This window comes from Pseudomonas sp. Sample_22 (assembly GCF_004307635.1).
In the GTDB taxonomy this organism is placed as follows: Bacteria; Pseudomonadota; Gammaproteobacteria; order Pseudomonadales; family Pseudomonadaceae; genus Aquipseudomonas.
Window position 1 is genome coordinate 190,974 of the sequence record NZ_RCNY01000086.1, and the last position, 18,584, is coordinate 209,557.

General features: G+C 59.3%; 17 protein-coding genes and 1 riboswitch. Of the genes, 8 read left to right on the top strand and 9 right to left on the bottom strand.

What is annotated here, in order from left to right; translation table 11 throughout:
- Positions 1–384 carry an MAPEG family protein gene (locus D8U73_RS24870; protein WP_056853933.1) on the bottom strand — a complete coding sequence of 128 codons (384 nt, stop codon included), beginning with the start codon at positions 382–384 and terminating at the stop codon, positions 1–3.
- Between the two features lie 32 nt (positions 385–416).
- Positions 417–1,250, bottom strand: a complete 834-nt coding sequence (locus D8U73_RS24875) for an EamA family transporter (RefSeq protein ID WP_056853934.1) — start codon at positions 1,248–1,250, stop codon at positions 417–419.
- Positions 1,251–1,557: 307 nt separating this feature from the next.
- Between D8U73_RS24875 and D8U73_RS24880 the strand changes: the two genes are divergently transcribed.
- Complete coding sequence (locus D8U73_RS24880) at positions 1,558–2,727, top strand: MFS transporter (RefSeq protein WP_056853935.1); 1,170 nt, start codon at positions 1,558–1,560, stop codon at positions 2,725–2,727.
- Here D8U73_RS24880 and D8U73_RS24885 read toward each other — a convergent pair whose 3' ends face one another.
- Positions 2,728–3,615 (bottom strand): formate/nitrite transporter family protein, encoded by an 888-nt coding sequence (locus tag D8U73_RS24885; protein ID WP_056853936.1) that lies wholly within the window; start codon positions 3,613–3,615, stop codon positions 2,728–2,730.
- Positions 3,616–3,688: 73 nt separating this feature from the next.
- Positions 3,689–4,093, bottom strand: coding sequence for a hotdog domain-containing protein (locus tag D8U73_RS24890; RefSeq protein ID WP_056853937.1), 405 nt, complete (start codon positions 4,091–4,093; stop codon positions 3,689–3,691).
- Positions 4,094–4,291: 198 nt separating this feature from the next.
- A riboswitch (S-adenosyl-L-homocysteine riboswitch) is annotated at positions 4,292–4,394 on the top strand.
- Between the two features lie 23 nt (positions 4,395–4,417).
- Here D8U73_RS24890 and ahcY point away from each other — a divergent pair.
- The 5 genes from ahcY to D8U73_RS24915 all read left to right on the top strand — a co-directional run bounded on the left by ahcY (position 4,418) and on the right by D8U73_RS24915 (position 11,028).
- Complete coding sequence (ahcY, locus tag D8U73_RS24895; RefSeq protein WP_130906022.1) at positions 4,418–5,827, top strand: adenosylhomocysteinase; 1,410 nt, start codon at positions 4,418–4,420, stop codon at positions 5,825–5,827.
- Positions 5,828–6,023: 196 nt separating this feature from the next.
- Complete coding sequence (gene metF, locus D8U73_RS24900; protein ID WP_056853939.1) at positions 6,024–6,869, top strand: methylenetetrahydrofolate reductase [NAD(P)H]; 846 nt, start codon at positions 6,024–6,026, stop codon at positions 6,867–6,869.
- Between the two features lie 76 nt (positions 6,870–6,945).
- Positions 6,946–8,028 (top strand): hypothetical protein, encoded by a 1,083-nt coding sequence (locus D8U73_RS24905; protein WP_130906023.1) that lies wholly within the window; start codon positions 6,946–6,948, stop codon positions 8,026–8,028.
- Positions 8,029–8,114: 86 nt separating this feature from the next.
- A complete protein-coding gene (locus D8U73_RS24910) occupies positions 8,115–8,930 on the top strand; it encodes a transporter substrate-binding domain-containing protein (protein ID WP_056853941.1) in 816 nt (271 codons plus the stop codon).
- 223 nt (positions 8,931–9,153) lie between these two features.
- Entirely contained in the window at positions 9,154–11,028 is a 1,875-nt protein-coding gene (locus tag D8U73_RS24915; protein ID WP_130906024.1) for a DEAD/DEAH box helicase, read from the top strand.
- A 121-nt stretch (positions 11,029–11,149) separates the two neighbouring features.
- On the opposite strand, the gene D8U73_RS24920 is transcribed toward D8U73_RS24915, so the two are convergent.
- The 4 genes from D8U73_RS24920 to D8U73_RS24935 form a co-directional block, all read right to left on the bottom strand.
- Positions 11,150–11,749, bottom strand: a complete 600-nt coding sequence (locus tag D8U73_RS24920) for a YceI family protein (RefSeq protein WP_130906075.1) — start codon at positions 11,747–11,749, stop codon at positions 11,150–11,152.
- 244 nt (positions 11,750–11,993) lie between these two features.
- Positions 11,994–12,581: a YceI family protein gene (locus D8U73_RS24925; protein WP_130906025.1), complete on the bottom strand. Its 588-nt coding sequence runs from the start codon at positions 12,579–12,581 to the stop codon at positions 11,994–11,996.
- A gap of 32 nt (positions 12,582–12,613) precedes the next feature.
- Positions 12,614–13,165 (bottom strand): cytochrome b, encoded by a 552-nt coding sequence (locus D8U73_RS24930; RefSeq protein WP_056853945.1) that lies wholly within the window; start codon positions 13,163–13,165, stop codon positions 12,614–12,616.
- Between the two features lie 263 nt (positions 13,166–13,428).
- Entirely contained in the window at positions 13,429–15,192 is a 1,764-nt protein-coding gene (locus tag D8U73_RS24935; protein ID WP_130906026.1) for an FAD-dependent oxidoreductase, read from the bottom strand.
- 220 nt (positions 15,193–15,412) lie between these two features.
- On the opposite strand from D8U73_RS24935, the gene D8U73_RS24940 reads away from it, so the two are divergent.
- Positions 15,413–16,819 carry an adenosylmethionine--8-amino-7-oxononanoate transaminase gene (locus D8U73_RS24940; protein ID WP_130906027.1) on the top strand — a complete coding sequence of 469 codons (1,407 nt, stop codon included), beginning with the start codon at positions 15,413–15,415 and terminating at the stop codon, positions 16,817–16,819.
- Between the two features lie 133 nt (positions 16,820–16,952).
- Positions 16,953–17,672 (top strand): 16S rRNA (uracil(1498)-N(3))-methyltransferase, encoded by a 720-nt coding sequence (locus D8U73_RS24945; protein ID WP_056853948.1) that lies wholly within the window; start codon positions 16,953–16,955, stop codon positions 17,670–17,672.
- A 1-nt stretch (position 17,673) separates the two neighbouring features.
- On the opposite strand, the gene D8U73_RS24950 is transcribed toward D8U73_RS24945, so the two are convergent.
- Positions 17,674–18,576 (bottom strand): transporter substrate-binding domain-containing protein, encoded by a 903-nt coding sequence (locus tag D8U73_RS24950; RefSeq protein WP_130906028.1) that lies wholly within the window; start codon positions 18,574–18,576, stop codon positions 17,674–17,676.
- Between the last annotated feature and the right edge of the window lie 8 nt (positions 18,577–18,584).

An 18,584-nucleotide genomic window follows, 5' to 3' on the forward strand; every position in this document is an offset into this window, starting at 1 on the left:
TTAAGCCGACACCACAAAGAAACTCACAATCAACCCCATCCCGACAAACCACATCAACGACCGCAGCATCGCCAGATCCGTCAGATAGAAAATGATGTAAAGCAGACGGCTGGTGATGAACAACACCGACAGCACGTTGATCGTCACCAATTCGGCATTGCCGGCCAGGTGCGCCACGATCACTGCCGCGGCAAATGCCGGCGTCACTTCGAAACTGTTCAACTGCGCCGCGTTCGCCCGCCTGCCCAAGCCTTCCAGAGAATCGAGAAACCCGCGTGGATCACGATTGTGTCTCAAACCGTACCCGCCGCTGACTTTCGCCACAGCCGTACACACGTAAGGCAGGAAAATCGCGATCAAAATGCACCATAGAGCAACCGTCATAAAGCAGTCCCTTTTTCACGTTTTCAGAACAGTCAGAATTTCATGACCAATATGCCGATCAGCACCAGCCCACAGGCTAAGAGGCGCGGCCTGCCAAAAGGTTCTTTCAGGTACCGCATGCCGAACAGCACCACCAGTATCACGCTGATCTCGCGCAACGCCGCCGCCTCGGCAATCGACCCCAACTGCATGGCCCACAGCACCAGAGCGTAGCTGAACAGCACACAAAACCCGACGGCCAATCCCAGCCGCCACTGTTCACGCCAGAACAACCTGAACGCTGGTCGCTTGCTTACCCAGGCCAACAGAGGAAACGGCCAGGCGCTGAGCAGCGTCACCCAGACCAAGTAATCCAAGGGGTGTGACCAACGCCGCAGCGCCTGACCGTCAATGAAGGTGTAGCAACCAATGCACAGACCGATCAACCCCACCACCGGGAGCATCGACCACGGCAGACGCGCACCACCTCCGCCCTGCCAGAGCAGGCACAGCATGCCGAGTGGGATCAGCAGGATTCCGAAGATTTGCTGGTGGGTCAGTACCTCCCCGGCAAATATCAGCGTCAGTGCCAGCACCACCAGGGGTGACAATCCGCGCATCAGCGGATAGACCAACCCGAGATCGCCAACCCGATACGCCTGGATGAGCAAGTAACGGTAGAGCAACTCGAATGCCGCGGAAGCCAGAATCCACGGCCAGATCTCCAGCGGCGGCAACGCCACGAACGGCAGCATCACCACAACGAACAGCAAAGCCACGCTGTCCATGCAGGCCACGACCAATAGCCGTTCGGCGCTGAATTTGATCAGGGTATTCCACGCCGCGTGCAACAGCGCCGCCACCAACACCAGTGCTGTTGCAAGCACGGCCCACTCCTTCTTGTTTTCACCGAAAGCTCCCGTAGGAGCGAGGCTTGCCCGCGAACCAGTCGCCTCGGTGCAAATCATAAACCGCGTTATCGTTCTTCGCGGGCAAGCCTCGTTCCTACGAAGAGCAGGTAGAGAATTGATTCGCGATATGTCAGTGGCTGTTTATACTGCAGGCGACCACGCCGCACTCAGTTGCGCACAGACTAATTCCAATAAAATCTGCCCTGGCCGCTCTCATCGAGAACGGACCCTGGCATGCGTATGCCTGATCAGAGCGTCAAGACTACCGACAGAGACCTTGCGCATGCCACTCGCTTTGCTTGCCCTCGCTGTTGCCGCATTCGGCATCGGCACCACCGAATTCGTCATCATGGGCCTGCTGCCCGATGTCGCCCGCGACCTTGCCGTGAGCATTCCCCACGCCGGATTGCTGATCACCGGTTATGCCTTGGGCGTGGTGTTCGGTGCGCCAATCCTCGCAATCGGCACCGCCAACATGCCCCGCAAGGCCACGCTGCTGGGCATGACACTGATGTTCATCCTCGGCAACATGCTGTGCGCCCTGGCACCGAATTACGCCACGCTGATGGCCGCTCGGGTGGTAACGGCGCTGTGCCACGGAGCGTTCTTCGGCATCGGCTCGGTTGTAGCCGCCGGACTGGTCGCACCGAACAAGCGCGCCCAGGCGATTGCCATGATGTTCACCGGCCTGACCCTGGCCAACGTGCTGGGCGTGCCGTTAGGCACCGCACTCGGACAATATGCCGGATGGCGCTCGACGTTCTGGGCGGTGTCGGTCATCGGTGTCATTGCCGCCCTTGCCCAATGGTTGTGGCTGCCGAAAAACATCGCAATGGACAAAGCCAACCTTGCCAGTGAGTTCAAGGTGCTGGGCAAGCCCAACGTGCTGTTGGCCCTGGGCATGAGCGTCTTGGCCTCGACCAGCCTGTTCAGCGTGTTCACCTACATCGCGCCGATCCTGCAAGACATCACTGGCGTCAGCCCCCATGGCGTGACGATCATGTTGCTGCTGTTCGGTGTGGGTCTGACTGTGGGCAGCATGCTCGGCGGACGCTTGGCCGACAGTCGCTTGCTGCCTTCGCTGGTCGGCATGGCATTGGCTGTGGTGCTGGTACTGGCCGCCTTCAGCCAGACCAGCCATTCGGTCGTCCCGGCAGCGATCACGCTGGTGCTGTGGGGAATCTTTGCCTTTGCCCTGTGCCCGATCCTGCAACTGCTGATCATCGATCAAGCCCATGAAGCGCCCAACCTTGGCTCGACGCTAAACCAAAGTGCGTTCAATCTCGGCAATGCGGCGGGTGCCTGGATTGGCGGACTGGTCGTCGCCAGCGGAGCCGATCTGGCAGACCTGCCCTGGACCGGCGCACTGGTGAGCGGCTTGACCGTGCTGACCGCGCTGTTTTTCATCTACCTGCAACGACGCCATACCGCCACAGTCAACGTTCCCGGCTGATCACTTCTTGACGTCCTGCGGATCCGAGGTCTGTTTTCGATCCGCAGGCTCCTTGGGCGCTCCGCTTTCACTGCGAATTTGCGCATGGCTGATCAAGGCGAAGATAAAACTGCCACCGACGATGTTCCCCGCCAGTGTCGGTCCGGCAAACACCAGCCAGAAATCACTCCACGGCAATTCGCCGGCAAATACCAGGTAAGAAACCTCCAGCGAACCCACCACGATGTGAGTGAAATCTCCCAAGGCCATGAGATAGGTGATGAGGATGATGATCCACATCTTGGCGCTCTCCATGGACGGAATCATCCAGACCATGGTGGCGATCATCCATCCGGAAACAATGCCTTTGGCGAACATCTTGCTGGGGTCGTTTTCCATGATCTTGCGGCCGATGTCGAGGAAGGCCACATCGGTTTTGCTGTCGAAGATCGGCAGTTCCAGCATGACGTACGCCACCAGCAAGGTGCCGCAGAGATTGCCCACCAGCACCACCCCCCATAACCGCAGCAATCGACCGAAGTTGCCCAGCGTGGGCTTGCTCATGATCGGTAGCACGGCGGTCAGGGTGTTTTCGGTGAACAGTTGCTGACGGGCGAGAATGACCGCCAGGAACCCGGCACAGTAGCCGAAACTGGCGATCACCTTGAACCCTTCGCCATCTGGCAGGCGTGAATTGAGCAAGCCCATGGCCATGAGCGACAGGCCCATGGTCAGGCCTGCGGCCAGCGCCGACCACCATAGCGCGGCCACGCTGCGTTCGAGTTCCTGATCGCCCTGGGTGCGGATGATTTCGTGAAGTACCGCCGCACGTGGCGGCTGGTTTTTTTCGACCTCATGCTGCTCTTTTGGCGAGAGGTCGGGGGTCTTGCCGTCTTTTTTAGTGTCCATGGGGCTCCTGAACCGCAGGGGTGCGATGTTGTTACGACCCGCGTGGTTCAGGTTCCGTTCTGCTGGCCCGCCGTTATTCGACGCTGGCGTCATCCTTGAACTGATCCTTGACGTACTTGATCTCGGTCCGCCCATGGGGCGCGGGCAAGCCGTCCTCACCCAGGTTGACGAAGACCATCTTCTCGACCGTCAGAATGCTTTTGCGGGTGATCTTGTTGCGCACTTCGCAGGTCAGGGTGATCGAGGTGCGGCCGAATTCGGTCGCCGTGATGCCCAGCTCGATAATGTCGCCCTGGCGCGAGGCACTGACGAAGTTGATTTCTGAAATATATTTGGTGACCACGCGCTGGTTGCCCAACTGGACGATGGCGTAAATGGCCGCCTCTTCGTCGATCCAGCGCAGAAGACTGCCCCCGAACAACGTGCCGTTGGGGTTGAGGTCTTCGGGTTTAACCCATTTGCGTGTGTGGAAATTCATATTCACTCCCGAGCGTCTTGCCGAATGATGCCCATCATCATGGCAGAGCCCGACCTGGAGCTCTATCAGGCATCGCCTATGGCGTCGATTACCGTTCGGACATTGACCAACAGAAACGCTTTGGAAGATCAGCATAGCCCGCTATAATCGCCCCCGTTTCAAAACGGTAATCTTCACTTGCTACCGTTTTCCCGCCACCTGTCCGAGGGGCGCTGCAGCAGGTTCGACCTGTCAGGCTCGGATGGGGCGTTGCCTGGCCTTCAATGGCTGGACACTAAACGCACAACGGCGCCCATTCGCATACATTACGAATGGAGGCTCTTCATGAGCGCTGTTATCACGCCTGCAGATTTTAACGATTACAAAGTCGCCGACATGTCCCTGGCTGCCTGGGGCCGTCGTGAAACCATCATCGCCGAATCGGAAATGCCGGCACTGATGGGTCTGCGCAACAAGTATTCTGCCGAGCAACCGCTCAAGGGCGCGAAGATCCTCGGCTGCATCCACATGACCATCCAGACTGCCGTGCTGATCGAAACCCTGGTTGCCCTGGGTGCCGAAGTACGCTGGTCGTCCTGCAACATTTTCTCCACCCAGGACCAGGCTGCCGCCGCCATCGCCGCTGCCGGCATCCCGGTCTTCGCCTGGAAGGGTGAAACTGAAGAAGAGTACGAGTGGTGCCTGGAGCAAACCATCCTCAAAGATGGCGCGCCATGGGATGCCAACATGATCCTCGACGACGGCGGCGACCTGACCGAACTGCTGCACAAGAAATACCCGCAGGTGCTGGATCGCGTCCACGGCGTGACCGAAGAAACCACCACCGGCGTGCACCGTCTGCTGGACATGCTGGCCAAGGGCGAGCTGAAGATCCCGGCCATCAACGTCAACGACTCGGTCACCAAGAGCAAGAACGACAACAAGTACGGCTGCCGTCACAGCCTGAACGATGCGATCAAGCGTGGCACCGACCACCTGCTGTCCGGCAAGCAAGCGCTGGTCATCGGCTACGGTGACGTGGGCAAAGGCTCCGCTCAGTCCCTGCGCCAGGAAGGCATGATCGTCAAGGTCTCCGAAGTCGACCCGATCTGCGCCATGCAAGCCTGCATGGACGGTTTCGAGGTGGTATCGCCGTTCATCGACGGTATCAACAACGGCACCGAAGCCAGCATCGACAAAGCGCTGTTGGGCAAGATCGACCTGATCGTGACCACCACCGGCAACGTCAATGTTTGCGATTCGAACATGCTCAAAGCCCTGAAGAAGCGCGCTGTCGTCTGCAACATCGGCCACTTCGACAATGAAATCGACACCGCTTTCATGCGCAAGAACTGGGCATGGGAAGAAGTGAAGCCACAGGTTCACAAAATTCACCGTACCGGCGCCGGCGATTTCGACCCGCAGAACGATGACTACCTGATCCTGCTGGCTGAAGGCCGTCTGGTTAACCTGGGCAACGCTACCGGTCACCCAAGCCGCATCATGGACGGTTCGTTCGCCAACCAGGTTCTGGCGCAGATTTTCCTGTTCGACCAGAAGTACGCCGACCTGTCGCCAGCCCAGAAAGCCGAGCGTCTGACCGTTGAAGTACTGCCGAAGAAACTCGACGAAGAAGTGGCCCTGGAAATGGTCCGTGGCTTCGGCGGCGTCGTGACTCAACTGACCAAGACCCAGGCCGACTACATCGGCGTGACCGTTGAAGGTCCGTTCAAGCCGCACGCTTACCGCTACTGATTGGTTCCTGCTGTCCGCTTCCTCAAGGGGAGCGGACTCATGCAGGAAACACGCGCGCTCTGTAGGAGCGAAGCTTGCTCGCGAACGCTTCACCCCGGGGTTTCTGAAACGCCGCGGCGCCTGCTTCGCGAGCAAGCTTCGCTCCTACAGAGAACGTAGCGTCCTGCAAGGCTTATACGCTTCCAAGGATATGACCATGTCCCAAGACCGTCGCTACAGCTTCGAATTCTTCCCGACGAAGACCGATGCTGGGCATGAAAAGCTGCTCGCCACTGCTCGCCAGCTGGCCACTTACAATCCCGACTTTTTCTCCTGCACCTACGGCGCCGGTGGTTCGACCCGTGATCGCACGCTGAACACCGTTTTGCAGCTGGAAAGCGAAGTCAAGGTACCTGCCGCTCCGCACCTGTCTTGCGTCGGCGACAGCAAGGCCGACCTGCGCGGCCTGCTGAGCCAGTACAAGGCGGCCGGCATCAAGCGTATCGTTGCCCTGCGCGGTGACCTGCCTTCCGGCATGGGTATGGCCAGCGGCGAAATGCGTCACGCCAACGACCTGGTTGATTTCATTCGTGAAGAGACCGGCGACCATTTCCACATCGAAGTCGCGGCTTACCCGGAAATGCATCCGCAAGCGCGCAATTTCGAGGACGATATCGCTAACTTCGTGCGCAAGGCCAACGCTGGCGCCAACAGTGCGATCACCCAATACTTCTTCAACGCCGACAGCTACTTCTATTTTGTCGAGCGTGTGCGGGCGTTGGGCGTGAACATCCCGATCGTCCCGGGAATCATGCCGATCACCAACTACAGCAAACTGGCGCGTTTCTCCGATGCCTGCGGGGCGGAAATCCCGCGCTGGATCCGCAAGCAACTGGAAGCCTACGGTGACGACACGCCAAGCATTCAGCGCTTCGGCGAGCAGGTCATTACCGAAATGTGTGAGCGCCTGTTACAAGGTGGCGCACCGGGCCTGCATTTCTATACCCTGAACCAGGCAGAAGCCAGCCTGGCTGTGTGGAACAACCTGAAGCTGCCTCGCTGACAGGTCCCATGCGCGTACACAGGCCCTCTACGGAGGGCCTTCTACTTTCAAAAGAACCACGGAAACCTGCAGTTCAATGATGACCGCGCCCTCGACTTCACGCCCACAACTCGTCTATCTGGTTTTCGGTTCCGAGACTTACCACCAGGAAGCCGTGTTCAGTATCTCCAGTGCCCTGAGCTGGTTGCGTGAAACACCGGAAGTGGCGCTCGACATCCAGGTCTTCAGTGACAACCCGCAACCTTACGAACACCTGCCGGTGCGCGTTCGTCACCTCGACGCAGAGACACGCAAACGCTGGAGCGAGCCACACGGCTATCACTTCCGCGTCAAGCATGTGGTGTTGCGTACGGTGCTCGAAGAGGCCGAAACTGCGCTGCTGATCGACACCGACACGTTCTTCCACTGCTCGCCGCTCAAGTTGTTCGAGCGCGTGCAACCCGGCACCCTGCTATGTAACGACTACTACACGCACTACGGCAACAACAAGGAAAACGTCCTCTACAGCGCTCTGTCATCCAGACTCATGGAGAAAGGCCTGGCGGACGACCAGATGATGCTGCTCAACTCCGGCGTCATCGGCTTGCACCGTCAGGATGCTCAGGTGCTGGATCGCTCGATCGCGCTGATCGACGAACTGTTTCCATTCGCACAAGGCGCATACACCCTCGAGGAATTCTGCCTTTCAGTGGCGGCCTATCGGACACTGGACATCAAAAAGTGTCCCGACCTGATTCATCACTACTGGAGCCGCAAGCAATTGTTCAGGGCCAAGGTTCAGGCCTGGGTTGCCAAACATGCCGCACAGCCAACCAGCCAGGCCGCTCTCGACGATACCCGCCGCGTATCGGCTCAGCTTCCAAGACCTCCACGATCGCAGCGGATGATTTACAAAGTCATCACACTGGCACTGCCCGCACATTTGCGGCAGTTCATTCGTGAAATCCTCTATGGCTGCTATGAACACCCTAACGAATTCGACAAGGCCTGCGGGCCGGTCTGGTGGGAGAAGGCGCTGCAAAACCAACAGGAACGACTCGGCACTCCGGTTTGTCGACATTTGCTCGAAGATTGGTTCACCAATCGCCTGGTCAAGCTGATTCTTGGGCAGCGGCGCGCTGCAATCCACGAGCATCTGCTCAATTCGCCGAGTAAATAGTGACGTTGCGCCCAATCTATCCAACACGGCGTTAAACATGCACGCCAGAGCTTCTCATTAGGCGGCAGGCGTACTAACCTCAGACCATGCCCGCCATTGCCCAGTTGCTCACCGTTGTGCTTTTCACTTGCCTGAGCTTCGCCGCCCGGGGCGAGAAACTGCGCATTGTCACCGAACCATGGGCGCCTTACGTCTACGAAGAAAATGGCGAGGCCCTTGGGCTGGACTACGAAACCACCGCCATTGTCTTCAAGCGTCTGGGCATCGAAGTGGAATGGCAATTCCTGCCATGGAAGCGCTGCCTGTCGATGCTCGAGACGGGCCAGGCAGATGGTGCGCTGGATATTTTCCACAGCGATGAACGCGATGCTACCTTGCTCTATCCCAGCGAACCGCTGTCGCAAGTGCAGTTCGTGATGTTCTACGCCAACGAGCGACCTCACCCCTTCCGCACCCTCGATGAGCTGCGCGGCCTGACCATCGGCACCTCACCCGGTTACCTGTACAGCCCGGATTTCCGCGAGTCGACGCTGTTCACTCGCGAACCGGCCCCCAGTCATGAAGCGAATTTCGGCAAGTTGGTTCGCGGGCGGATCGACCTGTTGATCACCGACCGCCGCGTCGGCCAGCATCTGCTCGACGAACTGAACATCCGCGACAAGATCACCGAAAATCCGACCATTATCAGCCAGCAAAGCCAGTTTCTGGCGGTGCGACGCAATGCCGGCATGGACCTTTTGGTGCAGCGTTTTGGCGCCGAGCTCAAGCGCTTCAAGCGTGAGCCCGCCTACGCGGAATTGAGCGCCCGGTATGGCGCGGCACCGCCCAGCGCCTTGAATTCCGCACGGGCCACGGCCACCACCGCAAAAACCGTTGAGCAGCAGGAAAGCGGCGCGCAGTGATTGCTCTGTTATACTCCGGCGTTCCCGCCAGGCTCACGCCCGGACGCTCGGAATCGTAAAGGTATCTCGACCCCGCTACGGCGCAGCTTTTCAGCCCGCGCGAGCGCTCCAGACGAACCTTCGTGACCGAAGCAGGACCGGACGGGATTGCGTTCCTCTAAACGCTATTCGCGCCAGGCAAGACTCCCATTGGGCCAAGCCCTAACTTAGAACAGGATTACTCATGTCCTTTGCTTCCCTCGGTCTCTCCGAGGCTTTAGTCCGCGCCATCGAGGCAGCGGGCTATACCGAGCCTACTCCGGTGCAACAGCGGGCCATTCCCGCCGTGTTGCAAGGTCGCGACCTGATGGTTGCGGCACAGACAGGTACCGGTAAAACCGGCGGTTTCGCCCTTCCGATCCTGGAGCGGTTGTTCCCCAACGGTCACCCGGACAAATCCCAGCGTCACGGCCCGCGCCAACCACGCGTGCTGGTCCTGACCCCGACCCGCGAACTCGCGGCGCAAGTGCATGAAAGTTTCAAGGTCTATGCCCGTGACCTGAAATTCGTCAGCGCCTGCATCTTCGGCGGCGTCGGCATGAACCCACAGGTTCAGGCCATGTCCCGCGGCGTCGACGTACTGGTCGCCTGCCCTGGCCGTTTGCTCGACCTGGCCGGCCAAGGCAGCGTCGACCTGTCCCACGTGGAAATCCTCGTGCTGGACGAAGCCGACCGCATGCTCGACATGGGCTTTGTCCATGACGTGAAGAAAGTCCTTGCCCGTCTGCCAGCCAAACGCCAGAACCTGTTGTTCTCGGCGACGTTCTCCAAGGACATCACCGACCTCGCCGGCAAGCTGCTGCACAACCCGGAACGCATCGAAGTCACGCCGCCGAACACCACGGTCGAGCGTATCGAGCAGCGCGTATTCCGTCTGCCGGCCAGCCACAAGCGTTCGTTGCTGGCGCACCTGATCACCGCCGGAGCCTGGGAACAGGTACTGGTCTTCACGCGCACCAAGCACGGCGCCAACCGTCTGGCCGAGTACCTGGACAAACACGGCCTGAGCGCCGTCGCGATCCACGGTAACAAGAGCCAGAACGCCCGCACCAAAGCCTTGGCCGACTTCAAGGCCGGCACCGTGCGCATCCTGGTTGCAACAGACATCGCCGCTCGCGGCCTGGATATCGACCAGTTGCCACACGTGGTCAACTTCGAACTGCCGAACGTCGATGAAGACTACGTACACCGCATCGGCCGAACCGGCCGTGCCGGTCGCTCGGGCGAGGCGATTTCGCTGGTCGCCCCGGACGAAGAAAAACTGCTGAAAAGCATCGAACGCATGACCAAGCAGAAAATCGCCGACGGCGACCTGATGGGCTTCGACGCCAGCGCCGTGGAAGCCGAGAAGCCTGAAGCACGCGAGCGTCCGGACATGCGCAACCCGCGCAATCCGCGTGGCCCGCGTGGCGACGGTCCGAACGGCGGTGGTGGCGGTGGCGGTCGTAAAGACAAGGGCAAGGACAAGGGCAAGGAAAAACCGGCGTCAGGTGAACGTGGCGAGCGTCCAGCGCGCCAGCAAAAGCCACGCGAAGGCACCCCGGCTCGCGAGCAGCGTCAGCCAAGCCAGCCGCCACGCCCGGCAGCCGACCGGGCTCCGGATGAGTTTCTGGACGACGATATCGATAACTTCGGTAACCGCGTCGACTACGTGCCTCAGCAAAAACCAGCTCAGGGTCGTGGCCGTCGTCCGGGGGCTCCGGCACAAGGCACGGCTGCTGGCTCGGGCGCACCCCGTGGCGGCAAGCCACAAGGTCGCCAGAACGGTCCACGCAACAGCGATGGCGCCAGCACCGGCACACCACCAGCCAAGCGCAATGGTCCACGCAACGGTGCGCCGCGTGACGGCCAGGCCCGTCGCGAAGACTCGCGCAACCGCCGTCCGGCCCGTGATGACCAGCCGCGTTCGGAACCTGCCGTACAGAACCCGCGCGGTCCTGCGCCGAAGATCATGCACAAGGAGTCAAAGGCTGACCGCTTCCCGACACCTGAGCAGCTGGATCAACTGCCAAGCCGTCCTCGCGGTGAAAAGCCGGCGCTGTTGACCCGTAACAGGTAAGCAACAAGCTCACCCGGGTTAATGATTGTGGCCGAGGACACTGCGAGAGCAAGCGTTGCTCAAGCAATGTCCAGCTAAAAAAAGAGCCCCGACTCACCAGAGTCGGGGCTCTTTTTTTTGCTTACGATTTGTTCCGAATCCCTTCAAAGGTGATGTACAGATCTACGAGGCTCGAACCCGGCGCGAGCTTGCCTGTCTGGCCAAAATCTTCACGCTTGATGGTCGTGCGACCCTCGAAGCCTGCCCGGTACCCACCCCATGGATCAGCGCCCTCGCCTAAAAACACACCTTTGACCACGACCGGCCTGGTGACGCCGCTCAGGGTCAGATCGCCTGTCACGTCAGCCGTTGTCTTGCCCTCGGCGTTCTTTCCGGTTGCCTTGATAGCGGTCGACACAAACTTCGCTGCCGGATACTGACGGGCATTGAGGTATTCCTTGTCGAGCAAATGCTTGTCACGCTCGGCATGATTGCTGAACAGACTGGCCGTACGCACATTCACTTCAAGCTTGCTGTCTTCAATGTTTTGCGCGTCGAAACTGAATGTGCCGTCCAGGTCCCTGAAAGTGCCAGTGATGAAGCTGTACCCCAGATGACTGACCTTGAAATCAATAAAGGCATGCTGCCCTTCCTTGTCGATCACATAGTCAGCGGCCGTCGCTTGCCCCATAAAAGACATGAGGGCACCGACCGCCAACCCACAAATCGATTTTCTCAGCATAGTTGCTTCCTTACCCGACAAAACGAGAGCGAATGCTCCTCGACATGGAGGTAAAGACTGAGAACCACGTATTAAGCAGGAATTAATGCGGTCTGTAGGACGCAGCGTAGGAATAATGCCTATTCCGAGTACGACAGCACGTAAAAAGCACACCCCGTCGAGACGGCTCTTACCCTTTTCACGGACAAAAAAAACGCCCCGCCGACCAATGATCTGCGAGGCGTTTTTTTGTCAGGCGAAAAGATTACTTCGCTTTGACGCCTTCAAAGCTCACGTACATATCAACTGCATCGGAGCCTGGCCCCAGGTCTTTCTGCTTGCCGAAATCGGAACGCTTGATGCTGAAAGTACCCTCGAAGCCAGCACGGTAGCCGCCCCATGGATCCTTGCCTTCACCCAGGAAAGTGGCCTTGACCACGATTGGCTTGGTTACGCCGAGGATGGTCAGGTCGCCCGCCACGTCAGCAGTATCCTTGCCTGCGGCGTTTTTGCCGGTCGGTTTGACGCTGGTCGAAACAAACGTGGCTTTGCTGCCGTTCAGGAAATCTTTGCTGGCGATGTGCTTGTCACGCTCAGCGTGGTTGGTGAACACGCTGGCGGTGTTGACGTTGAACTCGATCTTGCTGGCTTCAGGCTTGGCAGCGTCGAAGCTGAACTTGCCGTCGATGTCCTTGAAAGTACCGGTGATGAAGCTGTAGCCCAGGTGGCTGATCTTGAAGTCGACGAAGGCGTGCTGGCCTTCTTTGTCGACCACGTAGTCAGCGGCCATTACGTTACCGGCGGACAACAGGGCCGAACCAATTGCCAGAGCGGCCAGAGTCTTTTTCAACATGCTTTGTTTTCCTTTGGAGTCGAGGTTGAACTTCAGGCTTTGCGACCCAGCATTCGCTTGAGGGTCACATCACGGTCGATAAAGTGGTGCTTCAATGCTGCCAACGCATGGAGGCCGGAAAAAATTACCAGCACCCACGCCAGGTAGAGATGAATCACGCCAGCGGTATCTGCCTGGTCCGGCAGTCCGGATACCAATGCAGGCACTTCAAACAAGCCAAACACCGGGATACCGACACCGTCTGCGGTGGAAATCAGGTAACCGGCAATCATCACAGCGAACAGACTGAGATACAGAAAGCCATGGCCGAACTTAGCGCCGAGACGCGTCATGCGGCTGTAGCTGGACAAGGTTGGCGGTGGCGGACTTATGAAACGCCACAGCACCCGCAACACCATCACACCCAGCAACACCAGGCCGATGCTTTTGTGCAGGTCCGGCGCGTCTTTGCGCCAGGTGCTGTAGTAATCGAGCCCGACCATCCACAGCCCGAGCGCGAACAGCGCGAAGACCGCCAGCGCCACGCCCCAGTGCATAAAGATGCTGACCCAGCCGTAGCGGGAAGAAGAGTTACGTAGCTGCATTGCCTAGATCCTGTAAGTGCTGGCCCAAGACTATCGATTTATCTATCGAATTAAAGCCGAAAATTTCGCTATGAAATATCGAGAAATGCGATCAAGAGCCTGGAGCAGCCAAATTAAGAAAAGATTAAAGTCCAAATTGTTAAAACAAGTGAATACAAACCAGAGAACACCTGTATCAAAAGGTTTATTCAATGGCTAGCTGCGATTTTCTCCGGGCAAAAAAAAGCGCGACCCTCTGGGCCGCGCTTTTTTTCACCTGAAGATTACTGAGTCTTGGCCTCAGTGGTCGCCACAGGTTTGGCCGCTGGCTTCTTCGCCGGTTCGGCCTTTTTCACCGGGGCCTTGGCCGGGGCTTTTTTCGCTTCGGTCTTGGCTGCTGGCTTGGCTGGAGTTTTTGCCGGTGCCTTCTTCGCAGGTTCAGCTTTCACCGGCGCCGCAGGCTTGGGTGCTTCAACCGGCGCCGGAGCAGCGACCGGTGCTGGAGCAGGTGCCGGCGCTGGAGCTACCGCGGGCTCTGGTGCCTTGACCGGTTCCGGTTTTTTCTCGTCATCCGAGCCGCCGAACAGGTTCGTGAAGAAGTTGCCCTTCTTCGCGGCTACCGCGCCGGCACCTGCCGCCGCCGCAACGGCCGGAACCACTTTCGCCGGCTCGAACGACTTGCCTGCCGCCAGATCTTCGACCTGGCTGGCCGCACGTTGACCGGTGCGCAATGCGCCTTCCAGCGTGCCCGGATACAAGGTGTCAGTGTGTTCGCCAGCGAAGGCTACGCGCTGAATCGGACGCTCCCACAAGCGCCAGAACTTGCTGATCTGGCCCGGGCCGAAGGCCAGGTAGGCGCCACCCATTGAAGGGTCGGTGCTGTAGCGACGGATTTCATAACCGGTGAACGAGCCACGCGCCTGTGGATAAAACGCGTGCAGGCGAATCAGTACCTGGTCGACCATCTGCTTGTCGCCAAACGCTTGCATCACCCGGGCATTGTCGCCGGACAGGTTGATTACCACGTTGGCACCGCCCTTCAGCGCTGGCTCGATCCACAACATGCCCAGACCGGCGTTGCTGTAGATTTCGCCGGACATGCGCGATTTGGATTCCCAAACCGGGGTCTTGAACTTCAGCATGATCTGGTCGCGCCAACCGTAGTTGGTGCCCTTGATCGCCGCCAGGTGCTGGGTGTCCAGCGCTGGGGTCATCTGAATCTTGTTCAGGGCGCGCAACGGTACAGCCAGGACTACGTAGTCCGCCTGATAGCCAACGCTGCCGACTTTGACAGTCACACCGTCCTTGTCCTGGATGATCGCCGAGACCGGGGAGCTGGTCTTGATGGTTTTCAGCTGTTTGACAAAGGCCTGGGCCAGCACCGGGCTGCCGCCTACCAGGCGCGACGCACGCAGGTCGCGGTCGGAAACACCACGGTAGACGCGGCTCTGCTGAGCAAAGTAAAGCAGCGAGATACGCGAAGGTTCGTCATAACGGGTACGAATCTGCTGGTTCACCAGTTGGCGGGCCGTGGCTGGCAGGTTCAGGCGATCGAGCCAATTTGACACGTTGATCTGGTCCAGGGCGTGCAGCGTGCTGTTGGCCGCCGGATTTTGCGGGTCGTCGATCGAACGCGCCAAGTCATCCAGGGTTTTCTCGTAGCGCTTGAGCGCTTCAGCGGTGGCCGGTTGCTTGGTCGTCAGGTCGGCGGCGGAGACATACTCGCCATCGATCAGGTAGCCCGGCGTGCGCACGAACTCGGGGGCCGGCGTGGTGCTCAGTTTGAAGGTCGACACGTATTTGTTCAGGACCGGCTGAGTCTTGTCGTTGCCGATCCATTCGCTGGTGGCCATGCCGGAACGACCGCCCAGACTGGATTTGGCTTCCAGCAGCGTGACCTGCCAGCCTTTGTTCTGCAGCTCATAAGCCGCCGTAAGGCCCGAGACCCCGCCGCCGATCACGATCGCGGTTTTATCCTTGGCCAGCGCAGACACGCTGAACAGCCCCAACATCACCAGCGCACAGGCGCGCAGCCAACCGACAGACATTCAGCGAACTCCGGAAATACACGAAAAATAGCGGTTTTGCGAGCCAGACGACTCAAGAGCCGAGAAGGATACGTCAGGCTTCAGAAGCCCGCCAGCAACGTCTATCGGCCTGTGCAAAGTAGCTCAATCGACACAATGGGTTGTCCCGGTGGCGTGCATTGCATAGGCTTGCGCGATTGTTTGTTCGCGCCTGCCGCGGACCGCCTCGAGGAGAGAGAAAATGGGCCTGAATAATCAGTGGATGCAACGCGACCTCGCGGTGTTGTGGCATCCCTGCACCCAGATGAAAGATCACGAACAACTGCCGCTGATCCCGATCAAGCGCGGTGAAGGCGTCTGGCTGGAAGATTTCGAAGGCAAGCGCTACCTCGATGCGGTCAGTTCCTGGTGGGTCAACGTGTTCGGCCACGCCAATCCGCGAATCAACCAGCGGATCAAGGATCAGGTGGATCAGCTGGAGCACGTGATCCTCGCCGGTTTCAGCCATCAGCCGGTGATCGAACTGTCCGAACGCCTGGTAAGGATGACGCCGCAAGGCCTGACCCGGTGCTTCTACGCCGATAACGGGTCATCCTGTATCGAAGTCGCGCTGAAAATGAGCTTTCACTACTGGCTCAACCGTGGTCAGTCGAACAAGAAACGCTTTGTCACGCTGACTAACAGCTACCACGGCGAAACCATGGCGGCGATGTCGGTCGGCGACGTGCCACTGTTCACTGAAACCTACAAGGCCTTGCTGCTGGACACCATCAAGGTGCCGAGCCCGGATTGCTACCTGCGTCCCGACGGCATGAGCTGGGAGGAACATTCGCGCAACATGTTCGCCGCGATGGAGCAGACCCTGGCCGAGAACCATGACAGCGTCGCAGCCGTGATTGTCGAGCCGCTGATCCAGGGTGCCGGCGGCATGCGCATGTACCACCCGGTGTACCTCAAGCTGCTGCGAGAAGCCTGCGACCGTTATGGCGTGCACCTGATCCATGATGAGATCGCGGTGGGCTTCGGCCGCACCGGAACCATGTTCGCCTGCGAACAGGCCGGCATCCGCCCCGATTTCCTCTGCCTGTCCAAAGCCCTGACCGGCGGCTACCTGCCGCTGGCGGCATGCATCACCACCGACGAGGTGTACAGCGCCTTTTACGACGATTACCCGACCCTGCGGGCCTTCCTGCACTCGCACAGTTACACGGGTAATCCACTGGCCTGCGCGGCGGCGTTGGCGACGCTGGATATCTTCGAAGAAGACAACGTCATCGAGAACAACCAGGCCCTGGCCCAGCGCATGGCCTCCTCCACCGCGCATCTGGCCGATCACCCGAACGTCTCGGAAGTGCGCCAGACCGGCATGGTGCTGGCGATCGAGATGGTCAAGGACAAGGCGAACAAGGAAGCCTATCCGTGGCAGGAACGCCGGGGCTTGAAAGTGTTCCAGCATGCGCTGGAGCGCGGGGCTTTGCTGCGGCCGTTGGGCAGCGTGGTGTATTTCCTGCCGCCGTACGTGATTACTCCGGATCAGATCGACTTCCTGGCCGAAGTGGCGAGCGAAGGCATCGACATCGCCACTCGCGACAACGTCAGTGTGGCGGTGCCGGAGAACTTCCACCCTGGCTTCCGTGATCCGGGTTGATTGGCAACGCTCGTTCCCACGCTCTGCGTGGGAATGCAGCCCGGGACGCTCCGCGTCCCAAAAGCGGACGCAGAGCGTCCGGTGAGGCATTCCCACGCAGAGCGTGGGAACGATCAAATTAAAGAGAATCCGCATGAGACTGTCCCGCTTCTTTATCGACGCCCCCCTGAGCATCGGCGAGCACGAACTGCCCGAGGCCCAGGCCCATTACATCAGCCGTGTGCTGCGCATGGCCGAGGGTGATGCGGTGCAATTGTTCGACGGCTCGGGCCATGAGTTTCGCGGCACGCTGACGGAAGTTGGCAAGAAGCGTGTCGTGGTGAGCATCGATGAGAGCTTCACCGGCCAGGTCGAATCGCCATTGCAGATTCACCTCGGCCAGGGCTTGTCCCGGGGCGAGCGCATGGACTGGGCGATTCAGAAAGCCACAGAATTGGGCGTCAGCGAAATCACGCCGATTTTCAGCGATCGCTGCGAAGTCCGGCTCAAGGACGAGCGCGCCGACAAGCGCTTGCAGCACTGGCGCCAGGTGGCGATCAGCGCTTGCGAGCAATGCGGTCGTTCAAGGGTACCGGTGATTCATCCACCGCTGTTACTGGCCGATTGGTTGAAGCACACGGACGCTGAATTGAAGCTGGTACTGCATCCGGTGGCCGAGCCGCTGGTGAGTCATGCCAAACCTTCAAGCCTGGCATTCCTGATCGGCCCGGAGGGTGGGTTGTCCGATGCCGAAGTCGATCAGGCCAAGGCCGGCGGCTTCCATGCCGCCCGCCTCGGCCCACGGGTGCTGCGTACTGAAACCGCGCCGGTAGTTGCGCTGGCAGTAGCCCAGCAACTGTGGGGTGATTTCTAAGCTATTGCACCGGATCACTCACCGGTTTGGCAATGATCGCCTTGAGTTCGCTGGTCATCGGGAATTCAAGGTTCAACCCCTTCGGCGGGATCGGCTGCTCAAACCAGCGTTTATAGATGCCATTGATCTCGCCTGAACTGTACAGATCCGCCAACACACCGTTGACCAGCGCCAGGAACTGCGGATCGTCCTTGCGCACCATGCAGCTGTAGATCTCCCGTGACTGCTCTTCCCCGACGACCACCCACTTGTGTGGGTCATGGGCCTTCGCGCGTTCCCCGTAGAGCAGCGCGTCGTCCATGTAGAAGGCCGCCGCCCGTCCCGATTGCAGCATCTGGAAGGCTTCGCCGTGGTCCTTGGCGCTGATCACAAACATGTCGATCTTGTGATCGACGTTGTAGCTTTTCAAGAAGCGCTCATTGGTAGTGCCGGCGGTCGTCACCACGTTCTTGCCGCGCAGGTCGGCGAAGCTCTTGATTCCGCTGTCCCTGGCCGTCAGCAACTGGCCTTTGACGTAGATGAAGCCGTAGGAGAACGCCACTTGTTTCTGCCGCTCGGCGGTCACGCCGGTGGAACCGCACTCCAGATCAACCGTGCCGTTCTGCACCAATGGAATGCGGGTTTGCGAGGTCACCAGGTTGTACTTCACCTTCAACTCCGGCAGGGCCAGTTGCTGCTGGATGCGCTCGACGATCTTGCCTGCCAGATCCACCGAGTACCCCATCGGCTTGCCGCTATGATCACCCACATAAGAGAAAGGCACCGAAGCATCGCGATAGCCCAGAGTGATGCTGTTCGCGCTGGCGACCTTGCTCAGGGTGCCGGTCAAAGGCATTTCATTGGCCAGAACCTGACTGCCGAGCAACAGGCCAAGCGTACAAGTGAGCAACGTGATTTTTTGCATTGTTATTC

Bases quoted from the DNA above. Each gene is read 5' to 3' on its own strand.
- D8U73_RS24870 (WP_056853933.1), bottom strand. From the start codon at position 384: ATGACGGTTGCTCTATGGTGCATTTTGATCGCGATTTTCCTGCCTTAC.
- D8U73_RS24880 (WP_056853935.1), top strand. From the start codon at position 1,558: ATGCCACTCGCTTTGCTTGCCCTCGCTGTTGCCGCATTCGGCATCGGC.
- D8U73_RS24885 (WP_056853936.1), bottom strand. From the start codon at position 3,615: ATGGACACTAAAAAAGACGGCAAGACCCCCGACCTCTCGCCAAAAGAG.
- D8U73_RS24890 (WP_056853937.1), bottom strand. From the start codon at position 4,093: ATGAATTTCCACACACGCAAATGGGTTAAACCCGAAGACCTCAACCCC.
- ahcY (WP_130906022.1), top strand. From the start codon at position 4,418: ATGAGCGCTGTTATCACGCCTGCAGATTTTAACGATTACAAAGTCGCC.
- metF (WP_056853939.1), top strand. From the start codon at position 6,024: ATGTCCCAAGACCGTCGCTACAGCTTCGAATTCTTCCCGACGAAGACC.
- D8U73_RS24905 (WP_130906023.1), top strand. From the start codon at position 6,946: ATGATGACCGCGCCCTCGACTTCACGCCCACAACTCGTCTATCTGGTT.
- D8U73_RS24910 (WP_056853941.1), top strand. From the start codon at position 8,115: ATGCCCGCCATTGCCCAGTTGCTCACCGTTGTGCTTTTCACTTGCCTG.
- D8U73_RS24915 (WP_130906024.1), top strand. From the start codon at position 9,154: ATGTCCTTTGCTTCCCTCGGTCTCTCCGAGGCTTTAGTCCGCGCCATC.
- D8U73_RS24920 (WP_130906075.1), bottom strand. From the start codon at position 11,749: ATGCTGAGAAAATCGATTTGTGGGTTGGCGGTCGGTGCCCTCATGTCT.
- D8U73_RS24925 (WP_130906025.1), bottom strand. From the start codon at position 12,581: ATGTTGAAAAAGACTCTGGCCGCTCTGGCAATTGGTTCGGCCCTGTTG.
- D8U73_RS24930 (WP_056853945.1), bottom strand. From the start codon at position 13,165: ATGCAGCTACGTAACTCTTCTTCCCGCTACGGCTGGGTCAGCATCTTT.
- D8U73_RS24935 (WP_130906026.1), bottom strand. From the start codon at position 15,192: ATGTCTGTCGGTTGGCTGCGCGCCTGTGCGCTGGTGATGTTGGGGCTG.
- D8U73_RS24940 (WP_130906027.1), top strand. From the start codon at position 15,413: ATGGGCCTGAATAATCAGTGGATGCAACGCGACCTCGCGGTGTTGTGG.
- D8U73_RS24945 (WP_056853948.1), top strand. From the start codon at position 16,953: ATGAGACTGTCCCGCTTCTTTATCGACGCCCCCCTGAGCATCGGCGAG.
- D8U73_RS24950 (WP_130906028.1), bottom strand. From the start codon at position 18,576: ATGCAAAAAATCACGTTGCTCACTTGTACGCTTGGCCTGTTGCTCGGC.